Source organism: Pantoea sp. CFSAN033090 (genome assembly GCF_001264395.1).
Classification (GTDB): domain Bacteria; phylum Pseudomonadota; class Gammaproteobacteria; order Enterobacterales; family Enterobacteriaceae; genus Pantoea; species Pantoea agglomerans.
The window spans coordinates 33,672-49,692 of sequence record NZ_LGYX01000027.1; the positions used below are offsets into that span (position 1 = coordinate 33,672).

The following is a 16,021-nucleotide window of genomic DNA, read 5'->3' on the forward strand; positions in this document are numbered from 1 at the left end:
CAACACCCGGACAAATCACGCCCTGTGTGCCGCTGGCGCGTCACCCAGCCCGCTCAGCCGGGCGGGCCGGGCGCTGTGCAGCAGCTGCGTGGCGTGTGGGGCCGGATCGGCTCAGCAGGAAGGGGGTTGGGTTTAGCAGGGTATGCCGGGCCGTAACCGCCTGACGGCGGGCCTCGCCGCCCCTGACCGGCGCAGTTCCCCTTACCCATATCTGGCGGCTTATTTAAAGACCACGCAGTTTACCGAACTTGGAGAGCAGCTTATCTTTTATGCCACCGTCAAGCGTCGGACAGCCGCCTAAGAACTGTTTACGCTTTTTAAGGGTCTTACTGGGGTCAAACCCGTGCCTGCCGAACTTACTTATCGAAAAGAATTTTTTAATCGGTGAGCGGCACTCGCTGCCGCCAGATTGTCCGACGAGTTCACCATACAGGCAGAAACCGACAGTACAGGGATCACTGGAATCTACCTTCTCTTTACCGGTCACACCCAGCTGGCCGATATCCCAATTTGATTCATCAGTAAAATTTTCAGAATCAGCATGTGCCATGCCGGTAACGGCCATGACCAGTACAAGGGCTGTTAGCGTTTTTTTCATGTTCATGGTGTTTCCTAGTTCAGGGTTGTGTGATTAGGTTTTGCCGTATTACCTGTTTTTTCATACTGAGGACGCAGCCGCACTTTGCGGATTGAATTATCACTGCCGGAGAGAATTTTCTGCACGTCTTCAGCCGTAGCTTCCGGTACTGACGGGAGCGGCATATTGGCGCGGCTAGCGAGTAATTCGTCCTCATACCACATGATTTTGCGGGCGTAGATTTGTGTGCTGGGGTTATTTTTAGTGGGCTGTATAAAGATCAGTTGATTTTCATACGGCATATCCTTGATTTCCTGCGGCATCATCAGCGCACGCGGATGCTTACTTTTATTACGCGAACGGGATGAACTTTTACCGAATGATTTACCATCGTTTTCGTCGATATACGTGGTTGTACCTAACCGGTCACTGTACTCCCTGGCATCCTTATCATCTGCCGGTGCAAAGACGATTTCTATATGTAACGCTTTAATCATGGCGTTTGCTCCCTCATGGCCGTAAAGGTCATTAGAACGCAGCTGTTCCTTATTCTGACAAATAAGCAGGAAACGAATGTTGTACTGACGCATAAGAGCAGGCGCAATTTTCAGGGCCTCAATCACTCCCATTACCGCCAGCTCATCCATGACCAACAGCACCTGATATTTAAGTACCAGTTCCCCGTTTTCATCAACCGGCCCTTCTTCGGGAAGTTCGTAGGCGTTTGACTCAATAACATGGGTAAAAAAGCTGTTCATCAGAAATGCAAACTTCTTCATTTCTGACGGTGCAGAAGGGATCGAGAAAAAGATACTCATCCGTTTTTTTCTGACATCACGGAAATCAAAATCACTGGCTGAAGTTGCATAAGCAACCGTAGGTTCGGAAAACGCCGCCATTTTTTCGTCGAGTATGCCCGTAACTATCGGGAAGCCTGATTCACTTTGTGACAGCGTGACGATACGGCCCATTTCACGCTGTGTTTCCTCAGAAAGAGGGTGATCGGACTCGTTACGCATATCAATTGTTTCGCGTACCCATTCACCTAATTGCGTTCCTTTAGCCTGCAAGCGATAAAGCTGAGCAGGGTTACAGGGAATGCTGGGCGTTTCCAGCATATACAGCAGCAGGGCATTAAATATCCCCCCGGCTTGCTGGTAAAAACCGGCATGTTTAGGGTCTTTCGCTACAAACCAGGACGCCGAAAGTTTTTTGATATCACCTAACCGGTAAAGTTCTTCCCGGCGTACATAATCAAACGGGTTATAACGGTGAGTTTCAAGAAGATGCGGTGAAAAACGGTAGCATTCATGGCCCGCAGCCTGCCGGAAACCTGCGGTTTTCGTCCAGTTCTCCATTTTTGGATCATTTACGATGACCGAATCAGGATAGGTCAGCAGATTAGGAATGATTATCCCTACCCCTTTACCGCTTCCGGGCGGTGCGGCCAGCAGTGCAAACGTCTGTCCATAACTAGCAAGGTATTCGTCTTTTTTAGGATGGCGACCTATCAGTAAAGCCGGTTCACGTAATTTTGCTTTAAGTTTCCGTTGCGGGTTCGTTTTCTTTATTTCAGGAGCTTCAGTAGCGGTTAGCATATTTTTTAGTCCTTATACGGCCCAACGTATTTCAGGTGTTCCATTTCTTTTTTATTGGCAAATCTGGCATCACCGTGTAACGATTTCTTGTCCTTCATAAAAATCATGGCAAGGAAGATCCCGAACGGAACAATAATAAACACCGAAAGCACGAATGCAGATAAAGCACCAAAAAGAAAAGGTCGCGATGTTGGCGCAAACTCAGTGAATCTAAAAACAGTTGTAATATCGTATGTAGCGATACGGTCAAATAAAAGAAACTGATACAGATAACTTGAGACAGCCAGACCGATAACAGTGAACAACGCAATAAAGAAGAGAAAGAAGAGAATATTACCTAATGTTTTCAAACTAGACCTCTCGACAGAATCTCAAGTTTTTCTTCAGGAATATAGCTTGCTTCATAAATGTGGGTATCTTTCATGTAAATAACCAAATCAAAAGACGTTTTAATTTTGTTGAGGATGTAATCAAAAGAAAGACCGCCACCGATTCCACTTTGCTTTACCAGATCGGCAGTTCGTGTAAAACCTTCCAACGTACCATCTGCGTGACAGGTCGTAATGGAACCGGGATGGCCCGTATTTAATAAGGTGATGTAATCCCATACCTCATCGCCGGTAATCTCCGCAAGAAATACATGATCGGGTTTCATACGCATCGCCGCTGTAACCAGCTGCTTGGATGTTACATAATCGCCGTAGATGAGGTGAACATGATTAGGATGATAAGGCAGCTTCAGCTCGTTCACTTCTTCAATAGTGAGCATACGGCGAGAGGGCGGGTAAAGGTCTACTATCGACTTTGCAAAAGTTGTTTTACCTGATCCTGTCCCTCCAAATATGATGATATTAAGGCGATGCAGAACGGCGGCATTAAACACATATCGCCAGTTTTTTCTTTTGATTTCTGATTTTAATTCTTTCTGCCAGCTGTGAAGCTCAGTCTGCGAGTGCTCACGCACCTCTACGGTATCGAACCGTCCAGAATTAATATAGTCGTCCAGGGTAAACCGTGTCAGGCTGGGTTTCCTGAACGTCATTGATATTGTATTTTTGTTACAGGCAGGAGGGATGACTAAAAGCCCCCTTTCCTCGCCTGGCAGCTCCACGGTTTTTACGGGTGATTGTGGGTTAATATCCCTACCATGATAAGTACCCATTGCTTTTGCCATACTCATACAACTCGCATAGGTAAGGCTTGGTTGTTCTTTTTTCTGCCATTCACCGTTACCCGGAAGAAACCACATTTCGCCCGGCCTGTTGATTGCCACGTCGCTAACACCGGGTATATTCAAAAGCTCATCAATGCCGTGTACTTTCAGCATCCCATTGATAGCTTTATCTGCACCTTCATAGCCGCTCATATATTCACCTTATCCTGAACATTAAAAAGAGGGGGGCAACCCCCCCATTTTATTTAGTGCATCCGCAATCGTCGAAATTGATATTCGTATTTTGAACTTTATGCACTTTATATACGCTCGAAAAATCAATGTCGCGCATCACATAAACGTTAATAGTTTTAGCCGGTAAAACATAACCTGTAGGCGGGATATTGATTGAATTCTCCAGCGCTTTATTAGCCATGTCATTAGCGTTTCCTTCACTGTTATTGACCTGGTAATCGCTGGACTTCTGCGTACTGTTGCGGGCTGAGGCAAAAACGTCCTGAATAAATGCCAGCATAATTGAGTTACCAAAACGCGCTCCCCAATGGTTATCAACATAGGCATCAATACCCGCAGATCCCATAGGGCCGACAGCAAGCGAGGCAAAGTCTGCCTGAATACCATCATCCCCACGCGCACCACGCAGGAGAGTAAAGGACGAGAATACTTTTCCTTTCCCCTGCGTCAGCTGTACGTTCATTTCACCGGAAATCACATCACCCTGACGTATGAGAAGGTTTTTACGGTTATCCGAATAGATGTCCTTAGTTACCGTACAATCCACTGGTGCCGGATATTCACTGATAATCTCTTCCTTAGTCGTACAACGCAGATTTGTACCGCGTGATAGCAGGAAGTCACGGTTCGGCATTTTGTACGCCTTACCTGGTGAAAATTTGGAGTTACGCATGTGAGATTCAAGATATGTCTGGCCGCTGCCGCTGCTTCCTCCGTTATCGTTGTCACCGGCACCGGCACCGGAACCGGAACCGAGGGCCGGAATCTGAGCCGCGCCCTGTCCATTTGCAGTGGCCCGAATATCATCAAGTCCGTCATCCTCGCCTGAGTTGTTACTTCCTCCCGCAGAGGTGGTCTGGCTTGCAGGAGCTGAGCTACCTGAACTGCCTGAGCTGCCAAATGACGCGCCTTTTGGATCGACCATGACACCTGGCTTCATTTTGCGCTGCTGCGGGGTCAGCGGCTGTTCACCGCCCTGTGAAGCAGTAGCCTGTTTGTCATCCTCACTGTATGAAGCAAAGGGATCATCAACCGCTTTAGTGTCATCCTGCTTGGCTTGTTTCTCCTGCTTCTCCCTATCCTCCCGTGCCTGACGCAACCTTTCAGCTTCTTTCTTACGCGCTTCAAGTTGTTCCTGATAGCGCGATACCTGATTATCCTCACTGACGGGCGTCAGTGCCGGGTCAGCGGTTGCTGTAGAATCTGAGGAATTCTTTTTATCGCCCTGAATAGCACTCATAGCAACCCAGAATATTCCCCCTATAACGCACAACATGAACAGGACGATCATCACGGTAAAGATTATATTGCTGGTTTTCTTCTTACTCTTTCTGTTTGAGGAAACATCAAACTGGCGAGCTACATCCTCTTCGCTTAACTGGTCGTTTTTATTTTCTTCACTCATTTCCTGACCTCCAACCAGTTACCGTTACTTGTACCGGAATAGTTATAACCGAGATTACGCGGCGACTTATTAACCACGCCTAAAACCTGATTATCCAGCCTGATTCGGAATTCAGGCGATGTTTCCTGAACTACATAAATATCATTATCCATTGAAGGATTTACCAGATATTCCTTACCATCTGCGCGTTTAGCGTAAACCTGCGGAAGATCTTTATTTGGATCAAACTTAAAGCAGGTAAAACGTCCATTATCCCAGACCTTTATCGGCTTGAGAGCTTTATCACCATACCCGTAGTAATTAACGTTCTGATATGTCCCTGCGCATGGGTTTCGGTTAAGTGCAATGCCTTTAAATGGTGTTTCAGGTGTTTGCTTAGGCGCTGGATAGTTAAACCGCAAGATATACGTCATATTCTCTGCCGATTTTGAAGTAACCAGATCGAAAGCGTAAGTGCGGAGGTTGGTTGAAATGATGAGGTTTGTATCAGGCATCTCAGCAATAGGTTTAAACACAACCTTATTCCCGGCACCGTTAATCCCCATATCCCAGGCATCTTTATCGCCGGTAGCAAAAATCCCGTCTATATCTTTAATCGTTTCATTAGGACTTAACTGAATTGAGGTTGCCCGACCTACATAAGTGCTAACGCGGTAAACTTGGTCTGGATTATACATTACCGACTGTATACGACGATCATAGCGACTTCCGGTTCCTGATTGTTCTGCACAGGCGTAGAAACTCGCCCCTGCGCAGGTTAAGACCAGCGCAAGGCAAATCATATTTTTTTTCATGCGTTGTCTCTTATTTAAGTTGCTGAGGTGTACCGAATTCCAGAACATTCAGGCCGAGCGGGTTAACATCTGCGTCGACTTTCTGTTTAAAGTCATATGTGACAAAGACGAGCCATTGTGTTTGAGGGAAATTCGCATCAGGCTCACCACGCGCATTAAGAATGCGTTTAGTATATCGAATCTGAGCGACCTTGTTTTTATCATTGGGCGGTAACTCGGTGAAATAGATATCTTTTAATTCGATCTGCGCGTTTTCACCTAGCTTAGCCATATATCCAACCGGAGAAGTCTGGAAATCACTATACCTTTTATAAACACTGGCGCTGGATTGACGCTTAATAATATCATCATTTGAATGCACAGTTGACCAACTGTAACTTTCATGAAAACGAACATAGTTTTTAACCAGAAATTGCGTCATCACATCTTCAGAGTTTTTAGCTGAATTTGCGCTGTATTCGTTTGGCCTCAAAACATCTACATAACCCGAATTGTTATCCACACGAATCAGAAACGGCACAGTTTGTTTTAATGGTGTCAGACCAATCAGAGCAGCAACCAGACCGAAACAAAAAACAATAAATATGCCTGAAACAATCTGCCATGTTCGCGTTTTTCCCTTCGCCAGTTCCAAACGGTCACGCTCAAAAGCTTTATAGTTACTGAAATGCTCTTGAGTGATTTTATTTTTTTCTCTCTTTTCGGGTGAGGTTAACTCATCTGTGTGCTGGGTTACGGCCTTTTCTTTCTTAAAGATCTCTGTCAGGTTCATTTCATTACCTCGCTGCTATTAATAGGGAATAGCTCACCCTTCGGTTCTTTAAGTTTCGGTGGCGAACTACATGCGGTGAGAATGAAAGAAAGGAAACACACACAAAGAACACTCATTTTAATTTTCACACTATCCCCCAATTTTTTTACCAACCATTTTTCCGAACAGCTTACCTGCATTATTACTTGCCATTTGCCTTGCCTTTCCGCCGAGGTTTTTAGCAAGCTGCACAGGGCGGCCCACGAATGGCATACTTGCAAGACCATCAGTGACTGCGCCAGCATGTCCACCAAATAGACCAGATGCAAAGGCAGGTATAGCCGCAGACAATACAATAAAGGCCGAGAACACTAGCAACATGACAATACCGTCAGAAAGCGTCAGAGCCTGATCATTCAGTTTATTGATTAGATTTTCCCGCACAAAATCAAACTGAATAGTTATACACACGACAAAAAAGAACTGCGTTATACAAAAAGTAAATATTCCTCCGAGCCATGAATAAAACCAGCTTGCAAATTGAGGGAACAACAGGAAGAGAATGAATAAAGGCCCAACAATAGCATAAAGAACAATCGCTATTTTATTGACAATCAGTGTTGCCACCACAACTGATAAAAATGGCAACGCGCCAAGTATATAGAAAAATATTGCCAGCAAACCCAAAAGCAGTGCGCCGGGATGCGCAATTGATGGTAACGCATCCGCAGACTGGAAAACTGTTTCTACGGTTTGAGATAAAATATTATCTACCAGATTACTCGCATTTTCTCCGTTACCGATAACTGAACTGGCTACATCATCGGGTAAATCAATAATTGCAGGTGCGACAGTGTTTAGATAAAAACCATTACCCACTGCTACAAAGGTGACGGCGCAGCATTTGAGCATATTCAGCATCCAGTCGCGGAATACATGATCAATGCCCTCCCATACATAAACCAGTAGTTTGCACAGCATATAGACCATATAAAGCCCGCCCATAATGCCGCCAATAAAAGTTATAAACCTGGATACGTCGGTCGCTACAGCCGCTTGTGTAGCCTTGTCGATAGCTGCAAACAAGGTTGATGCGATAGTAATATCGGCCATATTACACCTTTAGCGTTTCCGGTAGATTTTACCCGCGTAAGAAAGAGTTCCATCTTCGTTTATTGCGATGGGTTCGTTAAGTTCGTTTTTAAGAATGGCTTTTGTATCGGATTCCATATCTACAGCGTAATGCCGCTTTTCAACGAATCCGCCGAGATCGGCCTGGTAGAAGGCTGAAAGGTTACTGTCTTTATCTTCTTTAATCTCGATTGTGACCGAGCCTGGTTTGTCTTTCACCCACGTACCAACGAATTTATCGCCTTCAGGTTTGCAGCCGGTAAGGGTGACGAGTGCAACAACCAGTAATGCTACGAATTTAGTTTTCATTTATTTTTCCTTAATTAATTTCATCTACAGGCCGTGTTGGCTGCTTACGGGTTTTACCAGCGTAGTAATCAGACATATCCTGCGCATATTTCGCATCGTTCATTTTTTCTTTCTGTTCCATCAACAGGCGCGTGTTTTGCAGCTGCACCTCCTGATTTTTCAGCTCCAGCTGTTCATCCTGGAAACGTAAGGCCAGATCTGCTTTCTGTTGCGGTGTAACAGCCGTGTTTAACGCATTTCGCATTGATGATAATCGCTTAATGCGATTGGCTGACGCATCGTAGCTCTTCTCAAGTACCCCGGCCTGTGCAAGCAACCTGTCAAACTTAGCCTGCACCCCTGGGTCACTGCTGGTAAGACCATAACGACTGCGTAGGGAACTCAGGTTGCTGGCGTCATCATAAAGATCGGCCCAGTCTTGTGTAGGAAACAAATCACTCACATTATCATCGCGTAACCAGTCGCCCAGGTTAGCGTTGCCCTTCACCATACCCTCATATTTTTCATACTGAGCCTTAGCCTGTGCAATGGCATTTTTAGCTTCGTTCAGCTGAGCCAGTGCTTCTTTAGCCTGTACCATTGACTGCTGCGCTGCCTGCGTGATCCTGGCAACGTCAACGGACGGTATACCCGTTGAGTAGGCCGGAGTGCTGAGTGCAGCGACTAAAACAGCCAGCGTAGTAAGTTTGGTTTTACGCATATTCATATCGTCTCCGTTAATCTCTGGCGTTCTGACGCTTCAGGAACTCCGGCATCCAGATAGCAGGATCGTCAGTTCCCAGCTCCTGACGTAACTCTGCGGCTTGCAGAGCGTTGCGTTTGGTTGTTGATAACATAGGAAGGTAATATTTAGCTTTTCCTTTAAGATTGAAGTCACAGATGACGTTAGTTTCACCCTGCGAGAAGATGAACTTACGGCTTGTTCGGCCCAGCTTACGGAGCGCATCAAAGACCGGGCGTTTCATACCGGTTTTTTCGTAATCACCCCAATCAGCATTATTATTTGGAAGGTAATATTTTGTCCCGACCTGCTGGAATACGTCTTTTCCGAGTTTCGACCTTAGAGCATGTTCCGGGTTCTGCGAACTCATCCCTATAATCTCAAGGCGCATACGACCGGCCCGAAGAATATCGCCAATCTTATCAGCCGTTGTGTCATAACTTAATGGCACCCAAAACTCTTCTACGAGGTTAATCAGCAAACCGCCGTCGCGGTGCATCACCTTTTTGTAGAAGAACAGTATATTAAGAATGGTTTCGGTTACTTCAGGGTTCTTTTCACGATATGAGTTATCCAGAATATCTGTTGTGTCGAAAGCAAGTCCACGCTGTGAACTCCCTACTATTTTTTCCGGGTTGAATGTATTAACAGGTGCATCAAGCACCCATGAATAAACCCCTGAACCAGATTCAGTTTCACGGCACCATTTTTTAAGGCGGCTACGCAGATCGCCGTCAGCGCGAGGTGGAATGATACTGTAAAGAAGGGACATTCCCCGTTCTTCTACAATTGCATGGTTTAACACAGTCTCTATACCCAGCTGTATCTCCAGCTGCTCAGTTTCAGAGGTTTTTTCCTTGCCGCCAGCGCAGCTGATTACCAGCTCATTAAGGAACTGAACTAACGAAATGGATACTTCCATCTGAAAAGGGTTCCAGCCTGTCGATACACCGGCACGGACAACGTAATAAGCAACGTTAAGGTTTCTTAAAAAGTTTTCCATTGAGCGGTTATAGTCAATGCCAAACCACAGTGGATCATAACGCGAGTAAAAATTTGCAATAGTACCGAGTAGCGTAGTTTTACCGGCTTCAGACTGTCCCATTAAAACAAAGTGGCCCGCGTAGGGTTCACCCCGAACATCCTGCCCTTCAAGAGAGTCCGTAGTATTGGATGAATAAACGCCGCCTTTATCAGTTGCAAGCGGCATTAATGCTGATCCATCACCCAGGGGGTTAAGTTTCTCTTTACCGGCGGGCATACCATGCAGAGAAAAACCAGCGACTAGATTTTCAGTTGTTTTTTCTGACTGATAATGCAGATCGTTATAACCGGGGACAAGCGAGAGATAAGTATAAACATTGGTCACGGTACTGCGCACAAAGCCAGCCATTCCGAACTTACTTTCCATTGTCGTGCCACGGTCAAAAGCCTGCGCCTGTGAATCCCCATAAACAATCAGGCTTGCCGTATAAAGCCCAAACTGTAATGCACCATCCGCTACTTTACCGGCTGCTTCGGCAAGTCTAAGTGTTTCGTCAGTATCGCCCTGTGCTCCCGAAAGGTTATTGTAATGCTTGGACAGACGGTCGCTCATTTCATTGCGTCGGAGATAATGAAATGTCTGAACCAGAATAAATTCAATATTCTGCTCCATTGCATCATCAAACATGCCGACGCGGGGTTTTATCGGAAAATCCCGCATGTCGTAGGTTGTAGCATAACGCTTACCACCTCTATTCGGATGTATCTCGATAAAATCATAGTTTTCGAAACTGGTCACACTATCAATCATGGCATCCGAGATTCGTGTGGTGTCAGTCAGTATACATTTCTTGCGATATCCATTGAAATAATAGAATAGCTGCTCGCATATTTCACTGTAATAAACTCCATTCTCTTCCCGCACACCTAAAACTTTAGGCTGGAAAGGCGCTAACATATTCTTTGCAAGTTCCAGATATTCTTTCATTCGTGCTTCAGCAAAATCGAGATCGCTATACTTAAGCACTAGAGCGAATGAATAAACGGTTTCCATACGCTCACCAGATTTAAACTGGTTTAAATAAGCATCGGTAAAATCCTGAACTATTTTATTGCCAAAGGAATAATCAAATTCCTTCTGTACTTTATGACGCCCCTGATAAGTATGAATCAGGAGGTTTGAGCCTTCTTTTTTTCCTAAATTAACAAAAAAGTCATTGAGACTATCTGCATTAATATTAAGGCGTGAATTACCTTCCGTTTCATAAGGACAGCCCCGCAAAACAACCATTGCCATGACGCGATCTTTATTCATCGTGGCTATTTCCGGTGCTATATGGAATTTTATCTGAGGGGCGAGTTTATCAAACGGTAATGTTCTCTTTAAAGCATTCTTAAGCATTTAATCACCGTCATTCTTCTTTTTACGTTTATCGAATACGAAAAATATTGCCTGTCGGGTACGCAAAGTGTTTTTCCAGTTTGCATTGTACGGGGTCAGGAATAAGTTTCTTCCGTGCGTTATATTTAACCAGATGCGTTTCATGCACTTTTCGTAACGCTTCATAGCTTTACTATCAAGCTCACATAGAATGCGCACAACGATAAATACAATCGCTAAGAACACAGACCATACTATTCCCACTTTCCAGCTAAACAGCAGAATCAGCAAGAAAGTGCCTATGGTGATGAGAAAGAATATAACCGCAAACCAGTAGACAGGGACGCCCCACACCAGGGCCTCCCTCTCAAGCGCGTTATAGGTCAGATATTCTTTAAGCTTTTCTTCTTCCATACGCGCCCTTAGCTAGATTTAGACACCGAGAGTGGATGTTGCGTAAGCAGACCACGCCCAGTTAATAAGGGCCACTGCGGCACCACCAACCAGCGCGATGGTCAGGATTTTTACAAAGTCCCCAACATCTTTCCGGTCAAATTTCCACATGATAGCGTAATAAGAAATCACCACGGTACAGACCAGGCCATCAATGACGTAAACAACCGTTCGGGCAAGGCGAATCATTTCATAAACCTTACTGGCATCGTCTGCAAATGCCAGACCTGGAACCATCGCCAGCATGAAAGCGAGAAGGACTTTAATTCCAGTATTTTCTTTTTTGATACCCATAATTTTACCTTGTTAGTACGATTGAAAAAAGTTACCGGCCCTGCTAATTCAGCGCGGTTTGATTATTATCTTCGTCCTGCGAAACAGGAAATTGTTTTAACACATCCCAGCTTTCGTAAGTCACTCTCCTTTTTGGTTTAGCCTTTTCAGGCGTTGATGTTGGTGTATTGTCTTTATCGCCTTTTGAGTCTTCAATGAAATCATTGTCGGTTACAGCATGATCAAGGCGTGGCACCTTTGCCGCAACGATACGCTGTACATAGCTTTTCCCGTCATATTTCTCTGGCATAAACCCACGAATAAAGTTGTTACTGTAATAACAGGAGAAAGAGCGGAGTAAAGCTGCCTGCTGATCGGTTGTTTCTTTAGTTGCGCGGTTAAAGCAATCCAGTAAAACCTTTTGCGCTAACTTCATATTTTGGCATGGATCTAAAACTTCTTTTGCAGTAAGGCCGCCAAAATTTGATTTATTGATCTGGCCCAGCCCGATACTGTAATTAAGGCCACGCTTTTGCAGATTTGCTATTACAGCAACAGCCTCATCGAGTGATTTAGCCTGAATAGAAGCAGGCGGCTCGACCACTGCAATAGCGTAAGGATTAAAGCCGGATTCAGTTTTCACAATACGCGCCAGTGTATCGGGATCAACGTTAGGGGCGCATTGAGCTGCTAAAGCCAGAAAGGCTGTTGCTGCAATAGGCATCATTTATCCTTATTTTGGAGCTGGCGCACCATTTCAACCTCAGCCATATCAGAGTAATGGTCTATAAGGAATTGGAGGAAGTCGCCAGGTTGAACGGAAATGTTTGTTTTCTTGGTGATCAGAACAGCGTGTTTATTGATGTTATCCCGGCGTTCGTTTCCGACATACATCACATTGGTTTTGGCACGACTGACAATTTTTTTAATACCGGTAGCGTTAGTGGGCATTGCCTCTCCTGTAGAAAAAAGTTAAGCCGCCCGTGGTATCGTGCCGGGCGGCTTAGAATCATTCCTTTTTAATTTTCAGGCTGCGTTAAGATAATTAAGCAACTCTTTAACACGCGCATCCTTATCATTCAGTTCAGTCATTCCGGCAACTGTTTTATGTAAGGCTCTTGGGATTCTTGCGATCTTACTGTCGGTGCAGTAAATCTGATTTCCGTCGCATTCAACCTGAAGCGCGGTTATTACCGCCTCTGGAATTACTTTTGGTTCTCCACCAAACCGAACAAAATAATTCACCCCAGGACGCTGGGTTATCTTTGTTGTGTGAACAAGTTCAGGATCGAATCTGACAAATAAATATCCTTCAAAAAGTGGTTCCTCACGGATTCGCTGACAATTTTTCTTGTCGGCGCGGGCTTTCAGTACCACTTTCTTAGGGGAATAACATTCGATTGCCAGCCCGGCTAATCCATTCAGGACTTTGTTATAAATCCTTGCCTGATAATTGAGTAAATACCATGCATCCATTTTTGCCTCCAGAACCCTGCATTGTTCACGCTTCGCCCTGAGAAATCCCTCATGAGCGTTCAAAAAAGCTTCGCCCTGAGATATCCCCCATAATTTCGGAAAGTAATTAAATTGTCAGAAAGTGGAAAAGCTTGTTGGTACTCATTATACCAAAACTTAGAACTACAAAAAGCATACAAGCCGCATATAAAGGCGGGATTACGGGTTTAAAGCAGCATAAACAACCGTCATACTTTTAATTACCAGATCATAGATCTGACATAAATCAATTATACAAAACAAACAAACACCTTACAGATACCTTACAGGATTTAATATGTTTTTTTAATGTATTTCCCCCTCTGAAAAAAAAGCAGAGCTTATCAATAACTTGCGTGCATTTTGCACGAAAAAAAATAACCAGAAATGTAGGCATAACACTAATTTATAAGGCTTTTATTTATCCTAATCAGCTTGAATATGAGATAAGTCCTAAGATAAATGATGTATTTGGAATATATATATACCTTTTTATTCACGCGGCCCTTATGTATTCCCTGAAATGTAAACTACTAGAATTGGTATTCCTTTTATCCATCTTAAGGATTGAGCTTTGAAGGGAACTATGGCAGGCAAACCCTAGCTTTTTTATGCCCGGAGGGCATGAGAGCCGCCAGATGCGGGTAAGGGGAACTGCGCCGGTCAGGGGCGGCGAGGCCCGCCGTCAGGCGGTTACGGCCCGGCATACCCTGCTAAACCCAACCCCCTTCCTGCTGAGCCGATCCGGCCCCGCACGCCACGCAGCTGCTGCACAGCGCCCGGCCCGCCCGGCTGAGCGGGCTGGGTGACGCGCCAGCGGCACACAGGGCGTGATTTGTCCGGGTGTTGGGGAAAGGGGACGCCTGCGGCCCCTTGAGCCTACAGGCGCGGTTCTGTGGCCTTACAGGCGATAGCTTCTGAATTAACCACTACTTCGGACTCACTTAGGGTCTGAAACTGAAAGAGAGTTTGGGATCTTAAGGATCATGTTGAAGATCCGGCAACTATGGCTGTTTAGAGTTCACTTATGCCCGGAGGGCATGGAAGCCGCCAGATGCGGGTAATACGAACTGCGTCGGTCAGGGGCGGCGAAGCCCGCCGTCAGGCGGTTACAGACTTGAAAATTCTGCAATCCACCCCCTTCCCTGCTAAGCCAGACAGGCTTACAGCCATGATTATGTCAGTCTAAGGCCAAAGCCCCGGTGAGCGGTCTGAACGGCGCGTAGCGACGTACAGAGCGTGATTTCCGGGGTCTTAGGTTATCTGTTCAGTATGAACAGTTAACCTTAGAGGCTTAGTTACATCATCCTTTAAAGCGACTCCTGTTCCCGGCCTATGGCCGGGGGCGGGTCGGTTTTAAAGGGCTTACGTCGCAGATGCTTGATGTTCCTCTTTCTGTTTCTGTTGTTAATGGCCGGTTTATTGCTTTGCTGTGGCTCCGGCCAAACTGCCCCATGCGAAGCGTGGGGTGCAACCTTCAAGGCGTTTACGCCGCCTGCTGTTCAGTTATCCACTTTTAAAAGGGGATAACAGTAAGGTCTTTTATTTTTGGTTTCTCTTTAAGTCTTTTTTTAAAGAGAAACCAAAAGAGTAATTGCAGGGGTTCGCTTGCACTTGCATGTCACTTACTCACAGAGAAAACCTGAGTTACGCACTGCCGATGAAAATCTATCATCAAAATTATTGATGCTTAGTGAGCGACCGGAGCAGTTGGCCAGCTGCTGCAGAACGTTGCCGGCGTTTTGCCAATCTTAATCATTTCATTAAGTTAGGGCGTTTTACATGTCGCGGGAATCGGTGAATAAATTTGAATGGGGGTCAGCGTGTCAGATCTGAGCCAGAGTGTAGTTTTGCCACCGGACCGGCGTAAAAACAGCGTTATCTGGATAGGGACGTGCGAAATCACCGCCAGTAAAGGCGGTTAGTAAAGGCTATCAATCAGGCAGGGATTGGGGGGCTGTGGTAGTTTTGCTTCAGCTGTCGCGCACGTTCCCGGCGGGCCTTCATCCGGTTCTGACCGGCTTCTGCTTTACGAGTCCAGTTAGCAACACGAATTGAAATCAATCTGGCATCCCAGGATGAAATCACTTCTTCAGGTTGAGCGTTAAGCAGCTTCGCCCGCTCGCGGTACACCTCTTTTAGAGGTATACCCAGCGCAGCAAAAAAGTCCTCTGTAACCTCGATATTTTTACAGCTGCATCGTGCATCATAGGGATTAAACCGGGCTTTTTCTGAGATGATAAGGTTCAGCCACTGGAGGCGATCACAAGCCCGGCTAGCGCGGGAAGATTGTTTTCTGCCCCGATCGCTTCGCGTTTCCAGTCCTGCCCGTTCTGCAAGAGTTTCCAGATTGTGAAGGGTCTGCCAGTCACGTAAATCCAGATCATCCAGAATTGCCAGCATGAGTTCACACAGGGCATCCAGGCCAAACGCGTTAGCGTCATTAACCCAGTAGCGTGAGAGTCGTATTCTGCGCCGAAGCTCATTTCTGATTTTTTGGCGACCGGCAGTTGTTGCAAGTGAGCGTATCCAACGGTTCAGAGAACGGCGGCGTTTACGCGAAGCAACGTTATAGCAGGGGGTTTGCTTAGGAATACCGGTCGGAGAACCGGGGGATTTTATGCCCTGAAGTCTTTCAGTCACTCCCGCCCGCACTTATGGCGGTCAGGGGTTGATTTGGGGAAAACATAGGTTATAATCCTTTTTAGGTTTCGTACCTAGCCCCGGTTTTCATGCCATCCG

Annotated in this window: 17 protein-coding genes; all 17 read right to left on the reverse strand. The window is 45.7% G+C overall.

Going from position 1 to position 16,021, the window contains the following annotated elements:
- Positions 1 to 223: 223 nt before the first annotated feature.
- Positions 224 to 604, reverse strand: coding sequence for a hypothetical protein (locus AFL22_RS19860; RefSeq protein ID WP_156311611.1), 381 nt, complete (start codon positions 602 to 604; stop codon positions 224 to 226).
- An 8-nt stretch (positions 605 to 612) separates the two neighbouring features.
- Complete coding sequence (locus tag AFL22_RS19865; protein ID WP_052272030.1) at positions 613 to 2,175, reverse strand: type IV secretory system conjugative DNA transfer family protein; 1,563 nt, start codon at positions 2,173 to 2,175, stop codon at positions 613 to 615.
- A 5-nt stretch (positions 2,176 to 2,180) separates the two neighbouring features.
- Positions 2,181 to 2,525, reverse strand: a complete 345-nt coding sequence (locus AFL22_RS19870; RefSeq protein WP_052272031.1) for a hypothetical protein — start codon at positions 2,523 to 2,525, stop codon at positions 2,181 to 2,183.
- The gene (gene virB11, locus AFL22_RS19875; protein WP_052272032.1) at positions 2,522 to 3,541 is read right to left on the reverse strand and encodes a P-type DNA transfer ATPase VirB11; all 1,020 of its coding nucleotides are present in this window, start codon (positions 3,539 to 3,541) and stop codon (positions 2,522 to 2,524) included. Before virB11 ends, AFL22_RS19870 begins: the two co-directional genes overlap by 4 nt.
- 49 nt (positions 3,542 to 3,590) lie before the next feature.
- Positions 3,591 to 4,988, reverse strand: coding sequence for a TrbI/VirB10 family protein (locus AFL22_RS19880; protein WP_052272033.1), 1,398 nt, complete (start codon positions 4,986 to 4,988; stop codon positions 3,591 to 3,593).
- Positions 4,985 to 5,782: a TrbG/VirB9 family P-type conjugative transfer protein gene (locus AFL22_RS19885; RefSeq protein ID WP_072123967.1), complete on the reverse strand. Its 798-nt coding sequence runs from the start codon at positions 5,780 to 5,782 to the stop codon at positions 4,985 to 4,987. The genes AFL22_RS19880 and AFL22_RS19885 overlap by 4 nt, the downstream gene beginning before the upstream one ends.
- Before the next feature lie 10 nt (positions 5,783 to 5,792).
- A complete protein-coding gene (locus AFL22_RS19890; protein ID WP_052272034.1) occupies positions 5,793 to 6,554 on the reverse strand; it encodes a type IV secretion system protein in 762 nt (253 codons plus the stop codon).
- A 129-nt stretch (positions 6,555 to 6,683) separates the two neighbouring features.
- Entirely contained in the window at positions 6,684 to 7,646 is a 963-nt protein-coding gene (locus tag AFL22_RS19895) for a type IV secretion system protein (RefSeq protein WP_052272035.1), read from the reverse strand.
- 9 nt (positions 7,647 to 7,655) lie between these two features.
- A complete protein-coding gene (locus AFL22_RS19900; protein ID WP_052272036.1) occupies positions 7,656 to 7,973 on the reverse strand; it encodes a hypothetical protein in 318 nt (105 codons plus the stop codon).
- Positions 7,974 to 7,983: 10 nt separating this feature from the next.
- Positions 7,984 to 8,679 (reverse strand): type IV secretion system protein, encoded by a 696-nt coding sequence (locus AFL22_RS19905; RefSeq protein WP_241773201.1) that lies wholly within the window; start codon positions 8,677 to 8,679, stop codon positions 7,984 to 7,986.
- A 10-nt stretch (positions 8,680 to 8,689) separates the two neighbouring features.
- Positions 8,690 to 11,080: a VirB4 family type IV secretion system protein gene (locus AFL22_RS19910; protein WP_052272037.1), complete on the reverse strand. Its 2,391-nt coding sequence runs from the start codon at positions 11,078 to 11,080 to the stop codon at positions 8,690 to 8,692.
- On the reverse strand, positions 11,081 to 11,473 hold the full coding sequence (locus AFL22_RS19915) for a VirB3 family type IV secretion system protein (protein WP_052272038.1): 393 nt from the start codon (positions 11,471 to 11,473) through the stop codon (positions 11,081 to 11,083).
- Positions 11,474 to 11,491: 18 nt separating this feature from the next.
- Entirely contained in the window at positions 11,492 to 11,806 is a 315-nt protein-coding gene (locus tag AFL22_RS19920; RefSeq protein ID WP_052272039.1) for a hypothetical protein, read from the reverse strand.
- A 43-nt stretch (positions 11,807 to 11,849) separates the two neighbouring features.
- Entirely contained in the window at positions 11,850 to 12,512 is a 663-nt protein-coding gene (locus AFL22_RS19925) for a lytic transglycosylase domain-containing protein (protein WP_082239232.1), read from the reverse strand.
- Positions 12,509 to 12,736, reverse strand: a complete 228-nt coding sequence (locus AFL22_RS19930) for a hypothetical protein (RefSeq protein ID WP_052272041.1) — start codon at positions 12,734 to 12,736, stop codon at positions 12,509 to 12,511. The genes AFL22_RS19925 and AFL22_RS19930 overlap by 4 nt, the downstream gene beginning before the upstream one ends.
- Before the next feature lie 75 nt (positions 12,737 to 12,811).
- Positions 12,812 to 13,261: a transcription termination/antitermination NusG family protein gene (locus AFL22_RS19935; protein ID WP_052272042.1), complete on the reverse strand. Its 450-nt coding sequence runs from the start codon at positions 13,259 to 13,261 to the stop codon at positions 12,812 to 12,814.
- A gap of 1,956 nt (positions 13,262 to 15,217) precedes the next feature.
- Positions 15,218 to 15,922: a RepA protein gene (locus tag AFL22_RS23625; protein WP_277814011.1), complete on the reverse strand. Its 705-nt coding sequence runs from the start codon at positions 15,920 to 15,922 to the stop codon at positions 15,218 to 15,220.
- Positions 15,923 to 16,021 lie beyond the last annotated feature (99 nt).